Origin of the sequence: Rhodococcus sp. 06-1460-1B (assembly GCF_002258475.1) — a bacterium.
In the GTDB taxonomy this organism is placed as follows: domain Bacteria; phylum Actinomycetota; class Actinomycetes; order Mycobacteriales; family Mycobacteriaceae; genus Rhodococcoides; species Rhodococcoides fascians.
Window position 1 is genome coordinate 18487 of sequence record NZ_NOYS01000004.1, and the last position, 21613, is coordinate 40099.

Annotated in this window: 20 protein-coding genes; 8 read left to right on the forward strand and 12 right to left on the reverse strand. The window is 64.3% G+C overall.

Annotated features, from left to right (window positions below; genetic code table 11):
- Positions 1-19 precede the first annotated feature (19 nt).
- Positions 20-1615 (forward strand): apolipoprotein N-acyltransferase, encoded by a 1596-nt coding sequence (gene lnt / locus CH268_RS00650; RefSeq protein WP_371832600.1) that lies wholly within the window; start codon positions 20-22, stop codon positions 1613-1615.
- Between the two features lie 174 nt (positions 1616-1789).
- On the forward strand, positions 1790-2575 hold the full coding sequence (locus CH268_RS00655; RefSeq protein WP_243597146.1) for a M23 family metallopeptidase: 786 nt from the start codon (positions 1790-1792) through the stop codon (positions 2573-2575).
- A 201-nt stretch (positions 2576-2776) separates the two neighbouring features.
- On the opposite strand, the gene CH268_RS28110 is transcribed toward CH268_RS00655, so the two are convergent.
- Positions 2777-3955, reverse strand: coding sequence for a M23 family metallopeptidase (locus tag CH268_RS28110; protein WP_241258385.1), 1179 nt, complete (start codon positions 3953-3955; stop codon positions 2777-2779).
- Between the two features lie 497 nt (positions 3956-4452).
- On the opposite strand from CH268_RS28110, the gene CH268_RS00665 reads away from it, so the two are divergent.
- The 4 genes from CH268_RS00665 to CH268_RS00680 all read left to right on the forward strand — a co-directional run bounded on the left by CH268_RS00665 (position 4453) and on the right by CH268_RS00680 (position 8074).
- Positions 4453-5040: a TlpA family protein disulfide reductase gene (locus tag CH268_RS00665; protein ID WP_080733473.1), complete on the forward strand. Its 588-nt coding sequence runs from the start codon at positions 4453-4455 to the stop codon at positions 5038-5040.
- Between the two features lie 97 nt (positions 5041-5137).
- Entirely contained in the window at positions 5138-6637 is a 1500-nt protein-coding gene (locus CH268_RS00670; RefSeq protein ID WP_094662170.1) for a multicopper oxidase family protein, read from the forward strand.
- A 121-nt stretch (positions 6638-6758) separates the two neighbouring features.
- Positions 6759-7115: a BlaI/MecI/CopY family transcriptional regulator gene (locus CH268_RS00675; RefSeq protein WP_032375711.1), complete on the forward strand. Its 357-nt coding sequence runs from the start codon at positions 6759-6761 to the stop codon at positions 7113-7115.
- Complete coding sequence (locus CH268_RS00680) at positions 7112-8074, forward strand: M56 family metallopeptidase (protein WP_094661919.1); 963 nt, start codon at positions 7112-7114, stop codon at positions 8072-8074. Before CH268_RS00675 ends, CH268_RS00680 begins: the two co-directional genes overlap by 4 nt.
- 21 nt (positions 8075-8095) lie before the next feature.
- Here the strand turns inward: CH268_RS00680 and CH268_RS00685 are convergent, their stop codons facing one another.
- The 3 genes from CH268_RS00685 to CH268_RS00695 form a co-directional block, all read right to left on the reverse strand.
- On the reverse strand, positions 8096-8389 hold the full coding sequence (locus CH268_RS00685; RefSeq protein ID WP_094661921.1) for a hypothetical protein: 294 nt from the start codon (positions 8387-8389) through the stop codon (positions 8096-8098).
- Positions 8390-8733: 344 nt separating this feature from the next.
- Positions 8734-9204: a rhodanese-like domain-containing protein gene (locus tag CH268_RS00690; protein ID WP_255182257.1), complete on the reverse strand. Its 471-nt coding sequence runs from the start codon at positions 9202-9204 to the stop codon at positions 8734-8736.
- A 23-nt stretch (positions 9205-9227) separates the two neighbouring features.
- Positions 9228-10523, reverse strand: a complete 1296-nt coding sequence (locus tag CH268_RS00695; RefSeq protein WP_255182258.1) for a prolipoprotein diacylglyceryl transferase family protein — start codon at positions 10521-10523, stop codon at positions 9228-9230.
- A 296-nt stretch (positions 10524-10819) separates the two neighbouring features.
- Between CH268_RS00695 and CH268_RS00700 the strand changes: the two genes are divergently transcribed.
- Positions 10820-11071, forward strand: a complete 252-nt coding sequence (locus tag CH268_RS00700) for a hypothetical protein (RefSeq protein WP_032401334.1) — start codon at positions 10820-10822, stop codon at positions 11069-11071.
- Between the two features lie 956 nt (positions 11072-12027).
- Positions 12028-14262: a heavy metal translocating P-type ATPase gene (locus CH268_RS00710; protein WP_176457806.1), complete on the forward strand. Its 2235-nt coding sequence runs from the start codon at positions 12028-12030 to the stop codon at positions 14260-14262.
- A 106-nt stretch (positions 14263-14368) separates the two neighbouring features.
- Here the strand turns inward: CH268_RS00710 and CH268_RS00715 are convergent, their stop codons facing one another.
- From CH268_RS00715 to CH268_RS00750, 8 genes are all read right to left on the reverse strand, one after another.
- Positions 14369-15013, reverse strand: a complete 645-nt coding sequence (locus CH268_RS00715; protein ID WP_008720034.1) for a DUF305 domain-containing protein — start codon at positions 15011-15013, stop codon at positions 14369-14371.
- A gap of 85 nt (positions 15014-15098) precedes the next feature.
- Positions 15099-15521, reverse strand: coding sequence for a DUF6153 family protein (locus tag CH268_RS00720; protein WP_027494146.1), 423 nt, complete (start codon positions 15519-15521; stop codon positions 15099-15101).
- A 73-nt stretch (positions 15522-15594) separates the two neighbouring features.
- Positions 15595-16956 (reverse strand): MBL fold metallo-hydrolase, encoded by a 1362-nt coding sequence (locus CH268_RS00725; RefSeq protein WP_094661924.1) that lies wholly within the window; start codon positions 16954-16956, stop codon positions 15595-15597.
- Between the two features lie 57 nt (positions 16957-17013).
- Positions 17014-17283, reverse strand: coding sequence for a metal-sensitive transcriptional regulator (locus CH268_RS00730; protein ID WP_027494148.1), 270 nt, complete (start codon positions 17281-17283; stop codon positions 17014-17016).
- Between the two features lie 79 nt (positions 17284-17362).
- Positions 17363-18136 carry a sulfite exporter TauE/SafE family protein gene (locus tag CH268_RS00735; protein ID WP_027494149.1) on the reverse strand — a complete coding sequence of 258 codons (774 nt, stop codon included), beginning with the start codon at positions 18134-18136 and terminating at the stop codon, positions 17363-17365.
- Positions 18136-18555 carry a DUF302 domain-containing protein gene (locus CH268_RS00740; protein WP_027494150.1) on the reverse strand — a complete coding sequence of 140 codons (420 nt, stop codon included), beginning with the start codon at positions 18553-18555 and terminating at the stop codon, positions 18136-18138. The genes CH268_RS00735 and CH268_RS00740 overlap by 1 nt, the downstream gene beginning before the upstream one ends.
- Before the next feature lie 42 nt (positions 18556-18597).
- Positions 18598-18849 (reverse strand): YgaP-like transmembrane domain, encoded by a 252-nt coding sequence (locus CH268_RS00745; RefSeq protein WP_032382543.1) that lies wholly within the window; start codon positions 18847-18849, stop codon positions 18598-18600.
- Positions 18850-18877: 28 nt separating this feature from the next.
- On the reverse strand, positions 18878-20944 hold the full coding sequence (locus CH268_RS00750; RefSeq protein ID WP_027494152.1) for an MMPL family transporter: 2067 nt from the start codon (positions 20942-20944) through the stop codon (positions 18878-18880).
- Positions 20945-21613: the final 669 nt, after the last annotated feature.

Here is a 21613-nt window from a genome sequence, read left to right on the forward strand (position 1 = left end):
AGAAAAGAGCCATGCAGGCATGCTCGATATCGAGTCCAGCGCAACAACAATGAACCGTCACCGACGAACCCGACGTCGTGCGTTCACCGCGATAGCAGGCAGGTCATCGTCCGCGGTATCTGCTGGTGTGCTGTTGTACGCGGGCTTTCCACCTCGGTCGCTGTGGTTCCTCGCGCCGCTGGGTATCGGGGTTCTTGTTCTCGTCATCCGCGGCCGTTCTATCCGGGCGGCATTCTTCTATGGGTATCTGTCGGGGCTTGCGTTCTTTCTGCCCCTTCTGCCCTGGGTGGGCGTCTACGTCGGCGCCCCGCCGTGGCTGGCGCTCGCGGCGATCCAAGCGATAGCAGTGGCACTGTTCTGCGCTGCAGCGGCCGCAGTGTCCGGGTTGCGCTTCGAAGCGCTGTGGATCGCCGCGATCTGGACCGCCACCGAAGGTCTGCGCGCACGGATTCCGTTCGGGGGATTTCCGTGGGGGAGATTAGCTTTCGCCCAAGCAGACGGCCCTCTGCTCTCGCTTGCCGCGTTCGCCGGTGCGCCCGGTGTATCTTTCGCAGTCGCAGTGATCGGCGCGGCACTGGCAAGTGTGGTCCGCCAGGTACGCTCGCCGACGTCGCGATTCGCAGTCGGATCGGTGGCCACTGTAGTGATCGTGCCAGCTCTGGCTTTCGCGCTCACTCCCGCTGGCGACGCAGGCGCAGCGCGTGCGACGGTCGCCGTTGTGCAAGGCAACGTTCCGCGGTTGGGTCTGGACTTCAACTCGCAACGTCGAGCAGTTCTCGACAATCACATCGAGCGAACAAGGCAACTCGGGGACGACATCACCGTCGGCAGTGTGCCCGCTCCCGACCTGGTGATCTGGCCGGAGAATGCATCCGATATCGATCCGCTGCGCAATGCCGACGCCACTGCCGGGATCGACGCTGCAGCGCGGTCGGTCGGGGTGCCGATTCTGGTCGGTGCGGTCCTTGGCAACGACGACGGCACCTCGACGAATACCTCGATCGTGTGGGATCCGGTACTCGGACCGGGGGAGCGACACGACAAACGCAAACTTGTTCCTTTCGGAGAGTATCTCCCGATGCGATCTGTGATGACGGCGTTGTCCTCGTACGCCTCGCAGGCCGGTAACTTCGTTCCCGGGTCGGGCGACGGTGTCGTCGATATCGCCGGAATTCCGACGGCCGTCGCCACGTGTTACGAGGTCGCGTTCGATGACCTGGTCACTGAGTCCGTGCGTGCGGGGGCGCAGCTGATCACGGTCCCCACCAACAATGCGACGTTCGGGCGCACCGACATGACCTACCAGCAGTTGGCGATGTCGCGGCTGCGGGCGGTCGAGCACAACAGGACTGTTCTCGTTGCGGCGACCAGTGGGGTCAGTGCCGTCATCGACCCACAGGGGAAGGTCGCAGATCGTTCGGGCTTGTTCACTGCGCAGACGTTGGTCGCTGATGTTGCCCTGGAAACGAGATCGACGTGGGCGACAAAGCTGGGACCGCTTCCGGAGTACGCCGCGGTCGTTCTTGCTGTCGTGGGGTGTGCTCTCGCATGGAGAAGGCAGCGTTCGCCGGCCGATGGTCTCCGACCGTCGACGTCCGGTGCTATCGCGCTGTGAGGCACGAAACCACTGCGGGGGACATCGAACTACTAACCATGATAGTAATTACCCCACTCGTCGTGTATCTTTTCGTTATCGCGTCGTTATCGCGTCGTGATCCGTTCGATACATCAGTGAGGTGCGCACGTCGATGATTACGCCTCGCTCCATTCGATTACCGAGGACTCTGCTGTGGCACAACACCGTATGACCCGCATGACCGACCGACGTCGACAGTTGATGGACTGTGACGTGCAGGGAGTGGCGGTGACGCCGAGAGGGCGGCATCGCGCTCGGGCGCGCGCCACCGAGCGCCGCGGCAGTGTCGCTGTCGGTATTGCGGTGGCAGCGGGCGCTCTGGTCACGGCGGGTGCCCAATATGCGAGTCCCGCACAGGCGCAGGCAGTCCCCGTGCACGAAGCGACACCGATGCAGGACCCGGTGGCCGAATACTTGCCTCAGATCCTCGCCATACCGGAGATCTCCAATATCAACGATGCGATCGAGCAGTTGGCGAAGGGGCAACGAAGGGCAGAGGAGAGCGCTGCGCGTGATGCAGCGGCGCTGCGACCACTCGTCGTTCGTCCGGTCGCCGGGACCCTGACCTCGGATTTCGGTCCACGATGGGGGACTACGCACACCGGGCTCGACATCGCCAACGCTATCGGAACTCCCGTCTACGCGGCAGCCGACGCTACCGTGCTCGACTCCGGTCCTGCAGACGGATTCGGCCTCTGGGTACGTCTTCAACATGACGATGGAACGACAACGGTCTACGGGCACATCGATCAAACCTTGGTGACAGTGGGGCAACGAGTACAAGCCGGTGAGCAGATCGCCACCGTCGGCAATCGTGGCCAATCGACCGGGCCTCACCTGCATTTCGAGGTCGTCGACGCGGCGGGGAGCAAGGTCGATCCTCAGGAGTGGCTCGCCTCTCGGGGTGTCGCGCTGTCCGACGCGGCTGTTCGGTCGTAGGCCCCCGTTTCACCTCTCGGACTCGCAGTAGGTACGGCGAACTTACCGGAATGCGGGCGATCGTACTGCGCTCCCGCTGAACATGTCGAGGCACCGAGGGTTCAGGTCTGATGGTGAAAACGAGACCGCAGAGACGCATCCGAAGTCAGTGCAACAGTGCGGAATTCGTTCCCATCGGCGGGCCGTGCGGTCGAGGCTCGGCTACGAGTCACGATCCGAACCGGTGATGGTGGCTCCGCGTTCCGCGAGCCAGGGTCTGGGGTCGACCTTGTTGCCGGCGGGTGTGTCGACCTCGAAGTGCAGATGTGGACCGGTGGAGATACCCCGGTTTCCTACCGTCGCAATTTCTTCACCAGCAGTGACGCGTTGACCTACGGTCACGAGGTTGTCGTTGTTGTGCCCGTAGGTCGTTACGGTGCCGTCATCGTGGCGTATACGCACCCAGAGTCCGAAGCCCTGGGCCGGTCCCGCGCTGATCACCTCGCCGTCCGCAACGGCGACGATCGGTGTACCGGTGGAGTTGGCGATGTCGATTCCTTGATGGGCGCGGCCGTCGCCGAAGGTCGAGGTCAACGTTCCTGTTGTCGGCGCACGATACTTTCCGTTGCTCGACCCTGTTGTGCCGGTAGGGGATTGCGGGGCGGCCGACGAATGATCGCCCGCCTCGGGTGTCGTGGTTTCGGGTGTCGTTGTTTCAGATGACGTGCCGGGTGCCGACGTTTCAGGCACAGTGGCGTCGGGTTCGAGCGCGGGCAGTTCGGGCGTCGCCGAGTCGGCCGACTCGGCGGCCGACTCGGGGTCCTGAGTGTCCTGGGTGCCTTGGGCGGTCGGTTGTTCGGTCGAGGGCTCGGCGTTCGACCTGCCGGGTGGGACCGCCGCATGTGCGCGCGACGAGGTGTGCGGGGTGGCCGGATCGTGGGGAGTCTCGGCGGCCGCGAGTGTGGATGCAAGTGTGGCGACGTCCATCGACGACACCAGTCGGGGGAGAACTGTGGGGTCGATGTCGTCGATCGGCGCGAGACAGGGGATCAGTCGCGAAAGGGCTCCCGTTGGTCCGTCAGCTGTATCGGTGGCTCCGATCGTGCCCACGAGGCAGGAGACGATGCGGCTCTGTGGGCCGGCCAGGTCGTCGAGAGCACCGTTGGCGCGAATCTCGCGTAGTGCGCCGACGACGAGATCGAGGACCTCCTGTTGGACGTGCGGGTCCGATTGGGCCTGCGCGGGGAAGGCAGGCGGCGGCGCAGCCGGATCGGCGTCCGGGGCTGCAGACGCCGTGGGTGCCAGCGCGAGGATGCCTCCCACGAACGCGGTACCGACGAGGATGCGAGTACCCCACCGAGTTCGGTGCGCCATGTACGAGGACGAGGGTAGAGGTCTCATGTCGGTGGTCCTCCTGGACGGCAACTGCATACCTGGCAGTAATTCAGGTCGCCTTCGAGTCAAGGCGACACGCCGCATCACTATTACACTCTTTCCGCACAAGCACCATCAGTCACAGTGAATTACATCGGTAACATTCGCACCCTGCGACCCATTTCGATCGTCGGGTTGTTTCTCGGGAGCCGGGGTTCATGTACGTAATATCTTCTGCGCCAGAAGGACTCGGCGTCGCTGGACGGCCTTCATCGTGCGCCTCGATGGGGGCGGTCGTCTTCGGCGAACGGCCGGAGAGCTGTGTGCTGGCACTGTGAGGCCCGAGGGTGAAGGGGGCCGCGAAAGCGTTGACGGCGTGCAGGATCCACGTTGCTACTATCGAAGATAGTAGATCGTGTAGTATGACGCTGACAGACCGGAAGACATCGTCGAGGTGAACGAGACAGAGGTGCAGGGTGCAGCGGGTGACGACACGCTGGTCCCTACTTGCGATCATCGTCATCGTGACAGTTGTTGGAGCGCTGGCATTGTGGTCTCGAGATCCCTCGACCCAGTCGGTGGGGTCCGCAGGATCGGCACCTCACGTCGAGGACGAGGATCTCCCGTCGGCAGTGATCGCTACCCGTGCTGCCCTCGAGCCGTGCCCGACCTCGTCGCCGGTTCCGTCCCCCGTAACTGGCGAGCTCGTCGGTACGTCCGCACGATGCTTGGGAACGTCGGACTTATCCGATCTGGGGACCTCCCTGGCTGGGCAACCCACATTGCTCAATGTCTGGGCGTCGTGGTGCGGTCCGTGTAGACAGGAGATTCCGGTTCTGGCCCAGTACGCCGCAGAACCGGATGCGGTTCGGGTCGTCGGTCTCAACGTCCAAGACGATGCCGATGCGGCATTGAGCCTGCTCACCGAGCTGGGAGTGCACTATCCCTCGTTCGATCAGGCCGACGCGGCGTTGCAGACACTTGACGCGCCCCCTGTCCTGCCCCTGAGTTTCTTGGTCCAGAGCGATGGAACGATCGAGCGCATCACCTCGACGCCGGTGTTCTACGACCCGAGTCAGGTGCGGGAGGCGGTAACAGCGCTTGTGCGCTGATCTCAGCAAGAGCACGAGCACGAGCACCAGCACCAGCAACGCGGCGAGGATCGAACGCCCGCCGGCGGACGGACTTCTACAGAATTGGGAGATGTGTATGACCGGGCAGCGGGCAGGTGCGTTCTCGCTCACGCGCCGCAACTTTCTCGCGCTGAGCGCGGCCGGAACGAGTGCCGTCGTGTTGGGGGCATGCGGCAATGGCTCGTCCGCAACAGCAGTCGTCGGACCGGACTCCGATGTGGTGGGACAGGCCGAGGACGCGCGCCGCTCGGCTACCGGCAGACAAGTCGATATTTCCTTGAGTGCTCAGCCCAGCACGATCGACCTCGGCGGAGTGCAGGTACAGACCTGGACTTTCGGCGACAGACTCCCCGGTGCCGAGATTCGCCTGAGCCGAGGTGATGTGTTGCGCGCACAGCTCGACAACCGCCTCGAGCAGGAGACGACGATCCATTGGCACGGAATCGCCTTGCGCAACGACATGGACGGAGTGCCGGGCCTGACTCAGCCGGCTGTGGCTTCCGGTGACTCGTTCGGCTACGACTTCACCGTGCCCGACGCGGGCACGTACTTCTTTCACCCTCACGTCGGTACCCAACTCGACAGAGGACTGTATGCACCGCTGATCGTCGAGGACCCCGCCGACGGCTCGGACTACGACCTCGAAGCCGTCCTGGTCCTGGACGACTGGCTCGACGGGGTAGCCGGCGACCCCGATCGAGAACTCGAACGGCTGCGCAGCGAGGGCATGTCGATGGGCGGCATGTCGATGAGCGCGCCCACCGCCCAGTCGCCTCTCGGTGGCGACACCGGCGACGTGAGCTACCCGTACTACCTGATCAACGGCAAGATCGGGGCCGATCCCATCGTGCTCGGCGGACGGCCGGGCCAGCGGCTGCGCCTGCGCATCATCAACGCAGCTGCCGACACGGCCTTCCGTTTCGCAGTGGGGGGGCATCCTCTCACTGTTACTCACAGCGACGGATTTCCGGTTCAGCCCGAGCAGGCGCAATGCTTGTTGATAGGGATGGGAGAGCGTTACGACGCAATCATCACCTTGCAGGACGGGGCGTTTCCGATTGTCGCCGCCGCGGAAGGTAAGGACGGGAGCGGGTTCGCTGTGTTGCGTACCGGGCCAGGCGCCGCGCCGCAGTCCTCAGTCCGGCCTGCCGAACTCTCTGCAGCCCCGGTGATGGCTGATCGACTGAGGTCGCTCGATACGGTCCGCTTGTCCGCACGCGAGCCGGATCGCACGTACGACATCGCTCTCGGGATGGAGATGGGCGGGTACACCTGGACGCTCAACGGTGAGACGTACGAGCAGCACACCCCCCTCGACGTTCGCGAAGGCGAAAGAGTACGACTTCGCTTCGTCAACGCCACCACGATGTTTCATCCCATGCATCTGCACGGACACACCTTCGAGGTTGTCAACGGTGCCGGATCAGGCCCCCGGAAGGACACCTCGCTGGTCTTGCCGAACCAAACTGTCGAAGTCGACTTCGACACCGACAATCCCGGCCAGTGGCTTCTGCACTGCCACAACCTCTATCACGGGGAAGCGGGAATGATGACATCGGTGTCCTACCTGGCGTGAGCCTACGGCCGCATTCGTATTCGAGGCATGCAAACCTCTCGGACCAGGGTGCTCGCTACCGAAGGATCACGTAGCTGGCTCGTTCGACGGGATAGAGTGAACACGCGCCTAGGAGGCACTCATGCAGGGTTTGGGAGAGCTCGAAGCTCTGGTGATGGACGTGGTGTGGAATACCAGCGCCGCAGTCCGGGTTCGTGATGTCATCGATCAACTCGAGGACGGTCGAGAACCGGCGTACACCACGATTCAGACGGTGCTCGACAATTTGCACCGTAAAGGCTGGGTACACCGACAACGCAACGGACGGGCATATTGGTACGAAGCCACCCGAAGCAGGGAAGAAGCCGCCTCCGACGCCTTGCGAATACTTCTCGAATCGACCGGCGACCCGACGAGCGTGCTGCTGCACTTCGCCCGCGGCGCTTCCGATGACGAATCGAAGGTGCTCACCCGCGGTCTGAAAGAGCGTCAGAGGTGACTGCCGTACTCCTGTGGGCCCTCGGTGGGCTGTTGGTTGCGGCTGCCGCGCCATTGCTGATGAGGTCGATGATCGACAGAGGTATCGATGCGCACGTCACGCTCTTGACGTGGTCGGCGCTCGTTGTGGGCACCTTGGTCAGCATTGCGGTACCGGTCGTGCTCAGTGCGATCCCCAGTCATGGGGGCGTGACGACCCCGGTCGACATCGCACACCAATGCTGGCTCGCCCTTCAGGGCGACATACCTGCCCGCGTCGAGGCCATCGTCGGGGTTGTCGGGATTGCGATGTTGGGCTGCGGCGCAGTCCGCTGGATCGTCCACCTGAGGCGCGCAGTGTGTGAGCGACGGCGAGTGTACGAGCGGCACATCGATCTGCTGCGCATCATCGCTGGAGGCGTCGGGTTTTCCGGTTCGAATCAACCCGCGTCGACCTTGTGGCTTCCGTTGGACAGTCCTCTCGCGTACAGCGTCGCGGGACGACCGGCGATGGTCGTGGCCAGCGAGGGGCTGCGTACGCAGTTGACGCCTGCTGAAGTCGAGGCGGTCCTCGCACACGAACATGCGCACATCGATGGCCGGCATCACCTGCTCGTAGGCATTGCCGAGTCGGTGGCCTATGCGTTTCCGTGGCTACCGATCATGCGAGCGTCACCTTCGCTCGTGCGCGCTCTCGTCGAACTCGACGCCGACGCTCGGGCAGCACGCTCACACGGACGACACCCTGTGCGACGCGCCCTGACTTCGCTGCACCCGCACCCGGTCCCTCTGCCTGCACTCGGGATGGTCTCGGACACCACCGCTGTGCGGCTCGATCGTCTCGCCGTGGACCGAGTGATCCCGCATGCTCCCTTCCGGTGGGCGCGCGCGTTCGCCGCGTGCACCGCCGTCGCCCTGCCCGCGTTACCGGTACTGACTCTGCTGGGGGCCATGACGTTGGCATCCTGCGCCGTGGGATGAGACGAACCGCGACCCTGTCGATCACGTTCGCTGGCCCGCCGTACTCACCCTCTGCTGCCCGGGGTGGGAAGCGATCGTCGTGAAACGACGAGCGGCGAGGACCATCGCCATCGGATGGCCTACCGCGAGATCCTGCCGCTCGGCGTTCGGAAGTGACCCGAAGCTGCCCGAGATGACGTGGGTCGACCCGATCACGACACCCGCTATCAGTGCCACCCAGCCCCGACCTCGACGGCGTCGCTCACGCTCGTACGCCTCGGTGTAGGGGCCGCCCGCGTCTTCCGACGACCGGCCGTCTCGTTCTTCGCCTGACATCGCGCGCTGCCAGCACGTCCATACGTTGTCGATCGTGAGCGAGTCGGCCGACGGAGCCGAACCACCGCCGAGGAGAAGGCAACCTGGGGCGAGGGCACGCCTGCGCTGGTAGCACTGAGGGTGACAGCGGGCGAGGTTCTGATTCGCCGGTACAGGCCGGGGCCCGTTCGACGTCGTTTGCGCCCGCTGGCAAACCGATAGGTTCACTTCCCGGCAGTAGCGGGACCATCGGCGAAGTGTCCGGTCCCGACCTGGTAAACCCTGACCAAGACGATCTCGGCATTCGATTTCCGGATCGGTTCTGGTGCTCGACCTTCGGGGGCGGTGGTGCGGAACGTGCGTGATCATTCTCCGATGGTTCGTCCGGTGTGTCGCCACGCGAGCATGCCGCCTTGTAGTTCGACGACATCGGTATAGCCGAGAGCGGCCAGGTCTTTCGCCGCGGTGGCGCTCATTGTCCCGGTACGGCAGTAGATCGCCAGCGGCGTGGTCCGGTCGGGCGGCAACGTCGCGGCCTGTTGTCGGATCTGGTCGAAGGGAAGGCTCGAGTCGGTTCCCGGGAGCTGGCCCTCGTCGGGGGTATGGACGTTGATCGTGACTCGGGCGGGATCGGCGATTGCGGCGGCGAAGTCAGCGGGATCGAGCAGTTCCGCCCGTGTAGCAACGGGCATTGACGCGGTGGGCTCAGAGACCTCGCCGCCGGTACATCCAGCGAGTGCAAGGACGAGGACAGTCAGTATCGATGCCGGACTACGGAGCGTCGATCGGGACACCGAATGCGGTGCCATCGCATCGAGGTGATCATCGAAAGGCACACGCATAAAAATACGTTCGGTGATCACGAGAGCACCTGCGACGCTGCGAGGACGCCGATGAGGACCGCGCAGCAGATGAGCGAGACAGTGAGTCGGCCTCGACGAGTGTGCGCGTCCACCCGGAAGAGAAACAGGCCCTGCCGGACCAATGTGTATGCGGCAATACTCCCCAGGAAGACCAGCCCTCCGACGGGAAGGTCGACCTGAAGCACCACTGCGAGCGCAACTCCTGCGATCAACAGGGCTGCAGCGGCCTCGTAGAGCTGAACGGGAATCCTCCTCGTCGCCAGGGTGCGATCGGACGAAAACAGACCCCACCGAGATCGAGTCGGACGCCCCGAACAGCAGCCCGCCAAGAAGCATCCCGGACGACCGATCGCCATGCCGAGAAACAATCCCGGGGTGGTTGCATCCAGGACTGCGCCGACGTCCATACCCCCGAGTGCTCCGCCGATGACCAAGGTGCCCAGCGCAACGAGAAGAAAACCTTGTATGCACGCTCCTGCGCGGATGAAAGTAGATATCGGTCGACGGTGCAAGATCAAGTACCAAACCTTGGCACCGATATATCCCAGAATGCAACTCAGAGCTGAAATTGCAACAGCAGCAGCAACATTGGCATCCATGCGTGAGAGCAGGAATCCCTGAACAATCAATGCAACCACCGCTCCCGCGGCTACCAACGCCGGCCAACTCCACACCCGCACAGCGGGACCGTATGTCAGTAGCGCAGTGCGCGCGGTGAGCACAGAGTTCTGCTGCCGTTCGCTACTGTCTGCGCCCCCGTCGATGCGTCGCGCACTCACCTCCCACTCCCCGCTGGCAATGCCCTGAATACGGGTGGTCGCGGCGAACCGGCCTCCAGCGGCAGGACGTGATTTCACGACCAGAGTCCGATCGAAACCGACCTTCTCGGTCGATGCATGGCCCTCGACTTCCACCCGCGATCCAGTGAAGCGAATCGCCACGTCGTGGCTGGGCTCGGCATCGGCCCCGCCGACACCCCAGTACGTCACCGCAAGCCCCAGCGGCTCGACCTGGGAAATCTCATCGGTACAACTGGTGGCTGGTGAGCGCTTGGGTGCGTAACTCTGCGGTGCGGGCGCAACAGCTTCAGGCGTGCGGGCACGTGGGCGCTCCGGCGGCGCTGCAGTATCGATCGTCGGATCTGCGGCCTGGGCCGACGCTCGCGGTGGGGTAGTGGAGGCCGGCGCGAAAGCCCGGGCGACAGTGGGATGGAGTGCACCGCTGCCGGGCGAGTGGCCCCTGCTTCGAAGATAATCGGCGGCGGCGACGCTGACCGCAGAATGTGGGGCCACCGCTGAGAGGGGATGCCTTGGCTGGGGCTCAGTACGTATGGCACCGGGGTGGGGAGCCGGTGGGCCGCCCCCGGATCGTGTCGCCGTGGTTCGTCGTTTGTGCGCTTTCGATCGCGACTTGCTGGATTTCTTTCCCACAGGTTGCCTCCATCATCGCCTGTCCGGGCGACGGCGTCTCGACAGCAGTCAACTACTATGCTCGATAGTAGCTGAACTACTAAGCGTTATAGTAGGAGCTGCGGGATGACCACACTCCGCAGGTCAGCAGGTGGCTGGTGCGAGAGTGAGGAGCAGCAATGATGAATATGGGCACCATGAGTGGCGGATGGACGATGATGGCAGGAATGGCCGCGTTCTGGCTGGTCGTGATCGCTCTGTTGATCTGGGGTGCGGTTCGGCTGATGTCCGCTCGCCCGCAATCGGGGGAGGACGCGCAGGAAATCCTCGATCGTAGATTCGCGGCCGGGGAGATAGATCGAGATTTCTATCGCGCAGCGGTCGCAGAATTGGCGACCGCTGCGCTGCGCAAGCGTGCCGACACTCGGTAAAGAGCAACTGCGGTGTGACGGGCAGGCATTTTCACCGCATGTGACCGAGTTTGCGGACTGGATATGTCGGTGCGCGCCGGCTGGCCGGTAGGGCAGGGCTCGCCCGGGGCCGGTGAGCGGCAACTGTCGGCGCGTTCGAAGGCGCACCGAAACGATCAGATCGAAAGTGGAACCGAACGTGAGTGATACACCCATCTACGACTTACTCAACGCTACATCGGCGTCGCCGCAGCCCCATGGTGAACGAGACAGTATCGCTCCACCGTCCGATCTGCGGCGTCAGCGATCGACCGAACGAGCAGTTCCGCGATCTTCGAGAGTCGACACGCGGGCTCGCCATGCGCGCCGTGACACGGCGTAATTCGCCCTGCCCTGCCTCCAGTCGGTGAGAAGACTCGTAACGGAAATCGCAGCGAACGCCGATGATCCACGCGCGTGTGCAGGTACGCCCGTCGCTGTAAGGCTCAGCTGTGCCGCGGATGCATGCGCCCCTTGACCGAATCGGTATCGACATCCATGCCCGTCCGTGAGCATGACAGCGACCGCGGGTGCACCTGGTGGCCAGCCGACTGGCGCTCACGCGTTGACAACACCCTGACGGTTCTTCCCAATGAGATCAGGAAGGGGTATGGTTCGACTTGATCGACATATACCCCTATGGGGTATATGTTGTCCGAGATGTCGAAAGCTACGCATGATCATCACGCACTGTCAGTTACGCCGGTATCGATGTACGGCCACTGTGAGTCGTCGGTCCGCAACGACGTCAACGCCGTGATCGGAATGGACACTGTCGCGTTATCGGCGGCGGCAGGGACATTCACGGTCACCAGTACAGCCACGCTCGTCCAGGCGCAGATCATTGTCGCCCTCGACGCCGAATACACAGCCGAACCAGAACCCACGAGTTCATGGGATGAATGGATATCGAACTCGATGGATGAGAGGACAGCACGATGAACGATCACACACACTCCGACGTCGACTCCGCGCGGACGGATCCGCCGAACAGACTGCAGCACAGCGGGCATGAAGAAGGACCCGAAATGCACACGGACGTGGCAGAGAAGGCGACTCCGCAGTCGGACCACGACACCGGCGGGCACAACGCAGAGCACGGCGGGCACAACGCAGAGCACGGCGGGCACACCGGTCACGGTGGTCATGCCGGTCACGGGGATCACGTCGGTATGTTTCGTCGCCTGTTCTGGGTCATGCTGGTCCTCGCCGTTCCGGTGATCGTTGCCTCGAACATGTTCGCGATGCTCCTCGGATACTCACTGCCCGACTCATCGTGGATCGCCTGGGTCTCCCCGGTGCTGGGCACCGTGATGTACGCCTGGGGCGGGTCCCCGTTCCTCACCGGCGCAGTCAGCGAAATCCGTTCCCGTGCACCGGGAATGATGCTGCTCATCGCCCTCGCGATCACCGTCGCATTCATTGCGTCGATGGGAGCGAGCCTCGGCCTGCTCGATCATCAGCTCGACTTCTGGTGGGAACTGGCGCTGCTGATCGTGATCATGCTGCTCGGGCACTGGATCGAAATGCGATCCCTCGCGCAGACCACCTCCGCTCTGGACTCGTTGGCGGCGCTGCTCCCGGACACCGCCGAACGCGTCGACGGCGACGATGTGGTGCCGGTGTCCCCGGCCGAGCTGCAGCTCGGTGATGTCGTCGTCGTCCGCCCCGGCGGCCGAGTACCGGCGGACGGCACCATCGTCTCCGGATCGGCGAGCATGGACGAATCGATGATCACCGGCGAATCACGCACCGTCCGCCGCAGCGACGGCGACCACGTCGTCGCCGGCACGGTAGCCACCGACTCCGGTCTGCGCGTCCAGGTCACCGCAGTAGGGGAGGACACCGCCCTCGCCGGCATCGGCCGCTTGGTCGCCGACGCCCAGAACTCGACCTCGCGCGCTCAGCGCATCGCCGACACGGCCGCCGGTTGGCTGTTCTGGTTCGCTCTCGGTGCCGCGATCATCACCGCCGCTGTGTGGACTCTGGTCGGGATGCCCGACGACGCCGTCATCCGCACCATCACCGTGCTGGTCATCGCCTGCCCGCACGCACTCGGACTCGCGATCCCGCTGGTGGTCTCCATCGCCACCGAACGCGCCGCCCGCGGCGGTGTCCTGGTCAAGGACCGGCTCGCACTCGAAACCATGCGCACGGTGGACACCGTGCTCTTCGACAAGACCGGGACCCTCACCAAGGGTGAACCCACCGTCACCGCAATCGAGGTGACAGACGGGCGCACCGCCGACAACGTTCTCGCGCTGGCCGCTGCCGCAGAAGCCGACTCAGAACATCCCCTGGCTCGCGCCATCGTTGCGGCCGCACGCGCGCGGAACCTGACCGTCCCGGCTGCAGCAGACTTCCAGTCGTCTCCCGCCGTCGGGGTCGCAGCCGACGTCGACGGCACCCGCGTGCAGGTCGGCGGGCCCGCGCTGCTCGAGCAGGAGCGCGGATCCGAACTTGCTGTCGCCGACCGGTGGCGGGGCGACGGGGCGATCATCCTGCACGTCCTCGCCGACGGGGCCGTGATCGGTGCCCTCGCGCTCGCCGACGAGATCCGGCCCGAATCCCGCACGGCAGTCGATGCGCTCCACGCTCGGGGTATCGCGGTGGTGATGATCACCGGTGATGCCGAAGCCGTCGCGCAGTCCGTCGCCACCGAGCTCGGTGTGGACCGCTACTTCGCGGGGGTGAAACCGGAAGACAAGTCCCACAACGTTGCTGAACTTCAACAGGAAGGGCGCACCGTGGCGATGGTCGGTGACGGAGTCAACGACGCACCGGCTCTCGCGCAGGCCGATGTCGGTATCGCTATCGGCGCGGGTACCGACGTTGCTATCGCGTCGGCCGGAGTGATCCTCGCCAGCGACGACCCGAGGTCGGTGTTGTCGGTGATCGAACTCTCGCGCGCCTCGTACCGGAAGATGAAGCAAAACCTCTGGTGGGCAGCGGGATACAACCTCATCTCAGTTCCGCTCGCGGCAGGAGTGCTCGCGCCGGTCGGGTTCGTGCTGCCCATGTCGATCGGCGCGATCCTGATGTCGCTGTCGACGATCATCGTCGCCGCGAACGCGCAGCTGCTTCGGCGACTCGACCTCACACCCGACACCATCACCGGAGCGGTGAACGACGGGAGTTCCAATGCTCCGTCGCAGCGCACACCGTCACTGTGAGAGCTGATCTCGTACCGGGAACGCAGCCCTGACAATTGTGGAACGTTGATGGCCGCACCTTCTCCGCCGGAGAGGATGCGGCCATCGTTGTCTATAGCGGGCCGGGTCAGCCGAGCAGCCGCTGCATGGTGTCGATTTCCTGCTGCTGGGTGGCGACGATGGTGCGGGCCATCTCCAGGGCGTCAGGATTGGAACCGTCTGCGATTTCGGTGTTGGCCATCTCGATGGCGCCGGTGTGGTGGGCGATCATCATCGTCAACCACTGGCGGTCGAATTCCGGTCCCGACGCTGCCATCAACGCGTCCATGTCCTGAGCGGTCATCATGCCGCTGCCGGAGCTGTGGTCCATCCCGCCCATGTCACCCATGTCACCCATGTCACCCCTGTCCATGTCGGGCATGGGCTGGCCCCACTCGGTGAGCCAGGTGGTCATCTGGTCCATCTCGGGCTGTTGCGCGGCGGCGATCGCCGATGCCAGCGACAGCACCTCCGGGTTGTCGGTGCGGCCGTTCGCCATGTCGGCCATCTCGACTGCTTGGGCGTGATGCGGGTACATCATCTGCGCGAACATCACGTCGGCATCGTTGAACTCTGCGGACGCGCTTGCTTGGGCCGAGGACATCGGTGCCGAGGACATCGATCCCATAGCATGGCCGTCCATCGACGAATCGGCCGCGTTGTCGCTACAGCCGACGACGAGGAACGCGCTCGCGGCGGCAGCAGCGATCGAGGCAATGACTTTGGTACGCATGAGGAAACTCCTTGCAAGAGTGGGTAGTGCAGAGAATTGGATGTCGTTCGATCCGCCGACAGACACGCGTCTGCCGGGCTCCCTGTCACACTCGCAAGGTCACCGATCTGTCCAACTCCCATAACGTCCACGGCGGCGCACGCTCAAGCGTGGAGTCGGCCCGTCCAATGATCCGGTTCACCGATGTCGGCGCCAGGTCGAGGGCTGCGCTCATCGCCGGGACCGTCAGCGCGGGCCACGACACCGTCGTGCCGACGCAGGGATGCATCATCTGGTGCCCCGACGGGCAGTCATGTTCCCCGGTCATCACCGGAACCGTGGCGTCCGTGTGGGACGGTGCTGCGAACGAGGCATGGCCGCCGCTCATCGATGTGGACATCGAGCCGGTCACGGGCATCGACATCGGTGTCACCGAATGCATCAACAGGACACCGAACACCGTCAGTGCAATCAGTAAAGCTGCCGTCGGAGCTGTGCCCCGTCGACCGTGCCGATTCACTGAGTGCATGCGGCCGAAGATACCAACATATACCCCCTGGGGGTACGCCTGTCTCGTCGCGTTCGGTCGTCGAAGCATTTCGTCATGTCTTCGAGGTGTCGAGTCCGAGATCTGTTGCGCGGTTGTAGTCGTCGTCGATGAGCACCACGCTGCGATGTTCCCGGTCGAGTAGTGAGGCCGCGATCGAGGCGCGATAGCCGGAGGCGCAGTGCACCCACACTTTGCCGTCGGGAACTTCTGCGAGTCGGTGCGGCAGTTCGTGGAGGGGAATGTTGATCGCACCGGGGATGTGGCCGTCCGCGTATTCGGACTGTTGACGGGTGTCGAGCACTGCAATGTCCGAGTCCTCTGCGGCGAGTCCGGCGAAGTCGGACACTTCGTAGGACCGTACGCGCCCGTCGCTGGCGAGCGAATGAATCTCTCCGACAGCGGAGCCGGAGGGGTGGTCGATGCCGATACGTGCCAACTCCCTTGTGGCCTCGTCGATTTGATCGGATGTGTCGCCGATCAAGGTCAGCGGCGCACCCCACTGGTAGAGCCAGCCGAGGTAGGTGACGAATGTCGTCGACAGCTCGAAGCCGAGGGAACCGTCGAGATGTCCGGCAGCGAAGGCGGTGCGTGCGCGGAGGTCGACGACCCATTGTCCGTCGTCGATGCGGCGGCGTAGTTCGTCGGGGTCGACGGGTTCTGGGGTGGACAGGTCGATCGGTGCGGGGCCTTCGGTGTTGATGACGCCCATGTGGGCGTAGTACGCGGGGTAGGCCGACAATCCTGCGATCAACTCGTCGACGTACGTCTGCTCGTCCTGGGTCAGCGCGGGATTGGACTGCTGCTGTTCACCGATGGTCGACGAGTCGCCGCTGGTGGGGGTCGCGGAGCAGAAGCTACCGAACCCGTGGGTGGGGTAGACCTCGACATCAGCGGGCAGCTCGGCGGCGATACGACGGACCGAGTGGAACTGCGCGTGGGTGAGCTCGTCGGTGTGCTCGGAACCGAGCAGGTCGGTGCGGCCGGTGGATCCGTACAGCATCGAGCCACCGGTGAAGATCGCGATCGGTTCGTCGCCGAGTCGCAGCACGTAACTGACGTGATGATGTGTGTGGCCCGGGGTGTGCATCACCTGAAATGTCGCCGATCCCGCTTCGACGACATCGCCGTCGCCGACTGCGCGCCGTTCGTATTCGACCGGGTCGCCCTCGGGGACAACGTATTCGGCTCCGGTGGCGCGTGCGAGTTCGAGTCCGCCGGTGACGTAGTCGTTGTGGATGTGGGTTTCGAGTACGTGGGTGATCGCGGCGTTCTTCTCCGTGGCCAGTGCCAGGACGCGGTCGATGTCACGTTGGGGATCGATCACGACGGCGATGCCGTCGTGGCTGATCAGGTAGCTGCGGTCGCCGAGGCTCGACGTTTCGATGATTGCGATGTCTGGATCGGTGGTGCTCACGGGGTACTCCTACGGTGTAATCGGGTCGGCCTCGTTTCTGACGTGAAACGTCCTCGTTCAGGCCAGTGCGAGGAAGAGCTTTTCCAGTTCTGCTTCGGTCATGGGCTCTTTGTTGTCTGCGGTGTCGCCGGTCATGCATTCACGAAGGCCGGTGGCCACGATCTTGAATCCGGCTTTGTCGAGAGCGCGGGAGACGGCGGCGAGTTGAGTGACGACGTCTTTGCAGTCGCGTCCGTTCTCGATCATGCCGATCACACCGGCGAGTTGGCCGTGTGCGCGGCGCAGACGGTTGAGTACCAATGCGATGCTGTCTTCGTCGCCGATCATTGCGGTCTCCTGAGGGTGTGTGATGGTGGTAGTCGTTCCAGATTACCCCCGGGGGCATCGGTTCGGTGTGTGCAGTCGGTCATGAAAGAACGAGGGTGTCGACAAGTACATAGCCCGCGACGGCGAACACCAGGTAGGCGAACCACGTGCGCAGCTTGTCGGTGTCGATGCGTGTGCTCAGTTTTCCGGCGACCAGCGAGCCTGCGATCGCAGCACCGGCGAACGCGGCTGTCAGTGGCCAGTTCCCGCCGAGCCCGTCGGCCTGAGCGATCAGTCCGGCGGCGGAGTTGGCGACGATGACCACCAGCGACGTTCCGACAGCGACACTCATCTCGATTCCCAGCAACAGCACCAGAGCGGGGATGATCAGAAATCCTCCGCCGACGCCGAACAGTCCGGTGAGGACACCGACCCCGAACCCGGTCGGTATGGACCGTGGTGCGCATCGCCGCCAATCGATCCCGGAACTTCCTGTCTTGCAAGCGGTTCCGACATCGTCGGTGCTGCGCAGCATCCGCGCCCCGGCGATGATCATGACGATCGCGAAGCCGATCATCACTGCGGCCTCGGGCAGATGCCTGCCCAGGACGCTGCCGACCAGCGTGCCGACGATACCGGTGGCCGCGAAGATCGCCGCCAGTCGCCATTCGACGAGCTTCGCCCGCACCTTGGGGATGGCCCCGGTCGCCGAGGCGACACCGATCACCAGCAACGATGTCGGTATCGCCTCCGACAGGTCCATTCCCAGGGCGTAGACGAGAACCGGGACGGCGAGGATCGACCCGCCGCCTCCGAGGAGACCGAGCAGGATGCCGACGGCGACGCCGAGGACCAGTGCCAGCGTCAGGGTCATCAGCTGTGGGCTGCGTCCTGGCCACCGAGTGCGTCGATGGCGGCCTGGAGCTTGGTGGTGGCCTCGGCCGCGACGTCGGACAGTGCTGGCTCGCCGGTCGCTTGGACCATGATGTCGGGGTTCATCGCTTCGACAATGACCGATCCGGAAGCGGAGGTGTCGGCGCGGACGACGACATTGCACGGCAACAGCAAGCCGATCTGGCGCATGACCCCGACGGCGCGGTGCGCGAGGGACGGATTGCAGGCACCGAGGATCAGATACTGCTCCATGTCCTCGCCGAGCTTGGCCTTCAACGTGGCCTGCATGTCGATTTCGGTGAGAACACCGAAGCCCTGATCTGCGAGGGAGGCTTTGACGGCGTCGACTGCGGTGTCGAAGTCGGTGTCGGTCAGAGTGGTCGAGAGTGCGATGTTCATAAGGGAAGTTCCTTTCGGTCGTCGAACTGCGGTGATCTGGGCCTACCCGATTCGGGGCTGGCGAATACTCGGCACGCCCACCCTGGTGAGCAGTGCGCTGGCCGGGCACCAGCCGACCGCTGCGTAGAGGGCGAGGTTGGCGGCAGCGAACGCGCTGAGCAGTCGCCACTGCGGTGCGTGGAGTTCGCCGAGGGCCAGGCCGGTGGCGGTGACGCCGGCGGCGAGGGCGGGGACGATACGTTCGATCGGCCATCCCGCGAACGCGGACGAGCGGGTGGTGTTCGGATCGGTCATGATTGCTCCGTTCGGTGCGGTGAGAGTGTCAGTGCGAGAAGCTGATCGAGGGCAACACCTTGCGCAGCCAGGCCGGTGACCACCATGCGGCGTGTCCGCTCAAACGCAGCAGGACCGGCAGCAGGATGAGCCTGATCAGGAAGGCGTCGAGCAGTACCGCGACGCCGAGGATGATGCCCATTTCTTTCGGTGGGAGCGGATCGGAGAGTGCGAAGGTGAAGAACACGGCGACCATGACCGCGGCGGCGGCGAAGATGACGCGGCCGGAGTGGGCGAGGCCGTCGACCTGGGCGGCTTTCGGGTCGCCGGTCTTCTCGTAGTGCTCTTTGGCGGTGGCGAGCAGGAACACGGTGTAGTCCATGGCGATGGCGAAGATCATCGCGAAGAAGAACACCGGTCCCCAGCCGTCGAGGAAGCCTTGCGGGGTGAATCCGAGCAGTGATGCGCCGTGCCCGTCCTGGAAGATCAGCTTCGCGACCCCGAACGCTGCGGCGGTCGAGAGCAGACTGACTGCGGTGCCGAGGATCGCGATCAGCGGTGCTTGGAGTGCGACGAGCAGCAGGATGAAACCGAGCGCGAGGATGATCCCGATCACCAGCGGTAGGTAGTCGTTGAGGGCTTGCTGCAGATCGAGGTTCTCCGCTGGGGCACCGCCGACCAACGCCGACTCCGGGAGTTCGGCGCGCAGGTCACCGAGGATGGTGCCCATTCTCTCGTCCGAGGGGTCAACGGTGGGAAGTGCTTGTAGCAGTGAGTAGTTCGAGCCGTCCGCGGCAGGCTGGGGCGGAGTGACCATCGAGATCCCGTCGACGGTACTGGCTGCCGTGGCGGTCGCGGCGGCATCCGCGGACGGGACGACGATCTGCAGTGCGCCGGGTGCGCCGGCACCGAACTGGGCCTGGACGAGCTCGTAACCCTGGCGAACCGGTGCGTCTTCGGGGACGACGGCGATCGAGGGCATCGCCACTTTCAGTCCGAGGACCGGAAGGGCCAGCGCAATGAGGATGCCGACGGAGACCAGAGCGAACGGCCAGGGGTGCTTGTGGAGCAGTTCACCCCAGGCTGCGAATTTCGGGGAGCGGTGCTGCTGGCGCTTGGCGTAGGGCAGGGAGGCGGCGTTGACCTTGGAACCGAGTGCACCCAGGGTTGCGGGGAGCAGGGTCATGGTGGCGATCAGCACGAAGGTCACGGCGAGCATGATGCCGACGGCCATGGTGCGCACCGCCGGTGCGGGAACGAGCAGGACGGCCGAGAGGCTCACCAAGACCGTCAGACCGGACAGGACCACGGCTTTGCCTGCGGTGTCCATGGTTTCGGCGACCGCGGCACGTGGATCGGCGTTGCGCAGTGCGTCGCGGAACCTGGCGACGATGAACAGGGCGTAGTCGATTCCGAGGGCGAGGGCGAACATCATCGCGAAGTTCATCGCCCACACCGAGATCGGCGTGACGCCGTTGAGCAGAACGAGTCCGCCTGCGGATGCGACCAGGCCGGCAACGGTGAGTAGCAGCGGCAATCCCGCGGCGACGAGGGAGCCGAACGCGAGCACCATGATCGCCAAAGTGACCGGCCAGGAGAACAATTCGGCCTGAATCATGGCGTCGTGGTTGGCCTTGTTGAAGTCCGACCACAGTGCGGAGGATCCGGTCGGGTAGACCTCGATGCCGTCGCCGGAGAGTTCGGTCAGCTCGCCCTTCACCTCGTCGACGGCCTTGACCATGTCGTCGGTACTCGCGTTTGCGCCGGCGATCAAGATGCCGGTGTGACCGTCGGGACTGATCGTCATGCCCGGCTGGGGGGCGATGACCTCACCGAAGCGAGTGTCACCGTCGAATACGGCCGCGACGTCGGTGAGTGTCTGCTGCATCGCTGCGTCTTCGATCGTGGCGGTGTCGGAGTGAACGACCACCTGCACTGCTGCAGAGGAATTGCCGCCGAAATGCTGCTGGGCGAGCTCGCGGACCTGGACGGATTCGGAACCGTTGGCCTGCCAGCCGGCCCCGGCCAAGGATGAGAACACCGATGGCGCAGCCGATCCCAGAGCAACGAGGGCGATCAGCCAGATGCCGAACACCCACCGGCGACGCGCGACCATCGTGCTTCCCAGGCGGCCTAGTGCGCCGGGTGCCGGTGGCCGATGGCGGTCGTGGCGGCCGGTGGCCGCCGCGGTAGCGGGCTTGGTCACAATTGCTTCTCCTAATACGGGTGGGGGTATTCAGAAGTGTTGAAGACGCCCAGAGATTCCTGCGAAATGCAGTGGAGTGCTGTTGGGGTGGGGGTCAGCGACGAAACAGGGAACGAAAGAAGTTGTCGCGTGTAGCTGGGGCGGGTGTCTCCATGGAGCAGGAGCACTGCTGCGACCGCGGAACGTTCTTCATGACGCTGTCGACATGTCGACCGCAGCCAGCCCAGGTGGTCTTACCGCATGCCGGGCACGGGACGGGGTAGCACATGGCGGTCCTTTCTGGCGGGTACATCCCTACTGTGACACATACCTAGGGGGGTATGCAAGTACCCGTGGGGGTATGAGGGAAGGGGTGGGCCGGAGCCGATCGGTAGACGGCAGTGGTTTTGCCGGATCCAACGCGAGGCTGTGCTGGCGGCCGCAGAAGGCGTTTGATGGTCGCCAGTCTGCGAATGCGGTTGTCCCTCAGGGGTTGATGCTCCACCCACGCGCGAGTTGCGCCGCTATCGTCCGCGAGTTTCTGTGAACCCGCGCAGTTGCGTCCCACTTCCATTCCCACACCCAGGCCGGTCCGGACGG

Coding starts and splice junctions, on each gene's coding strand:
- CH268_RS00710 (WP_176457806.1), top strand. CDS start 12,028: ATGAACGATCACACACACTCCGACGTCGACTCCGCGCGGACGGATCCG.
- lnt (WP_371832600.1), top strand. CDS start 20: ATGCTCGATATCGAGTCCAGCGCAACAACAATGAACCGTCACCGACGA.
- CH268_RS00685 (WP_094661921.1), bottom strand. CDS start 8,389: ATGTCAGGCGAAGAACGAGACGGCCGGTCGTCGGAAGACGCGGGCGGC.
- CH268_RS00675 (WP_032375711.1), top strand. CDS start 6,759: ATGCAGGGTTTGGGAGAGCTCGAAGCTCTGGTGATGGACGTGGTGTGG.
- CH268_RS00745 (WP_032382543.1), bottom strand. CDS start 18,849: ATGACCGATCCGAACACCACCCGCTCGTCCGCGTTCGCGGGATGGCCG.
- CH268_RS00700 (WP_032401334.1), top strand. CDS start 10,820: ATGATGAATATGGGCACCATGAGTGGCGGATGGACGATGATGGCAGGA.
- CH268_RS28110 (WP_241258385.1), bottom strand. CDS start 3,955: ATGAGACCTCTACCCTCGTCCTCGTACATGGCGCACCGAACTCGGTGG.
- CH268_RS00730 (WP_027494148.1), bottom strand. CDS start 17,283: ATGATCGGCGACGAAGACAGCATCGCATTGGTACTCAACCGTCTGCGC.
- CH268_RS00715 (WP_008720034.1), bottom strand. CDS start 15,013: ATGCGTACCAAAGTCATTGCCTCGATCGCTGCTGCCGCCGCGAGCGCG.
- CH268_RS00670 (WP_094662170.1), top strand. CDS start 5,138: ATGACCGGGCAGCGGGCAGGTGCGTTCTCGCTCACGCGCCGCAACTTT.
- CH268_RS00750 (WP_027494152.1), bottom strand. CDS start 20,944: ATGGTCGCGCGTCGCCGGTGGGTGTTCGGCATCTGGCTGATCGCCCTC.
- CH268_RS00740 (WP_027494150.1), bottom strand. CDS start 18,555: ATGAACATCGCACTCTCGACCACTCTGACCGACACCGACTTCGACACC.
- CH268_RS00720 (WP_027494146.1), bottom strand. CDS start 15,521: ATGCACTCAGTGAATCGGCACGGTCGACGGGGCACAGCTCCGACGGCA.
- CH268_RS00735 (WP_027494149.1), bottom strand. CDS start 18,136: ATGACCCTGACGCTGGCACTGGTCCTCGGCGTCGCCGTCGGCATCCTG.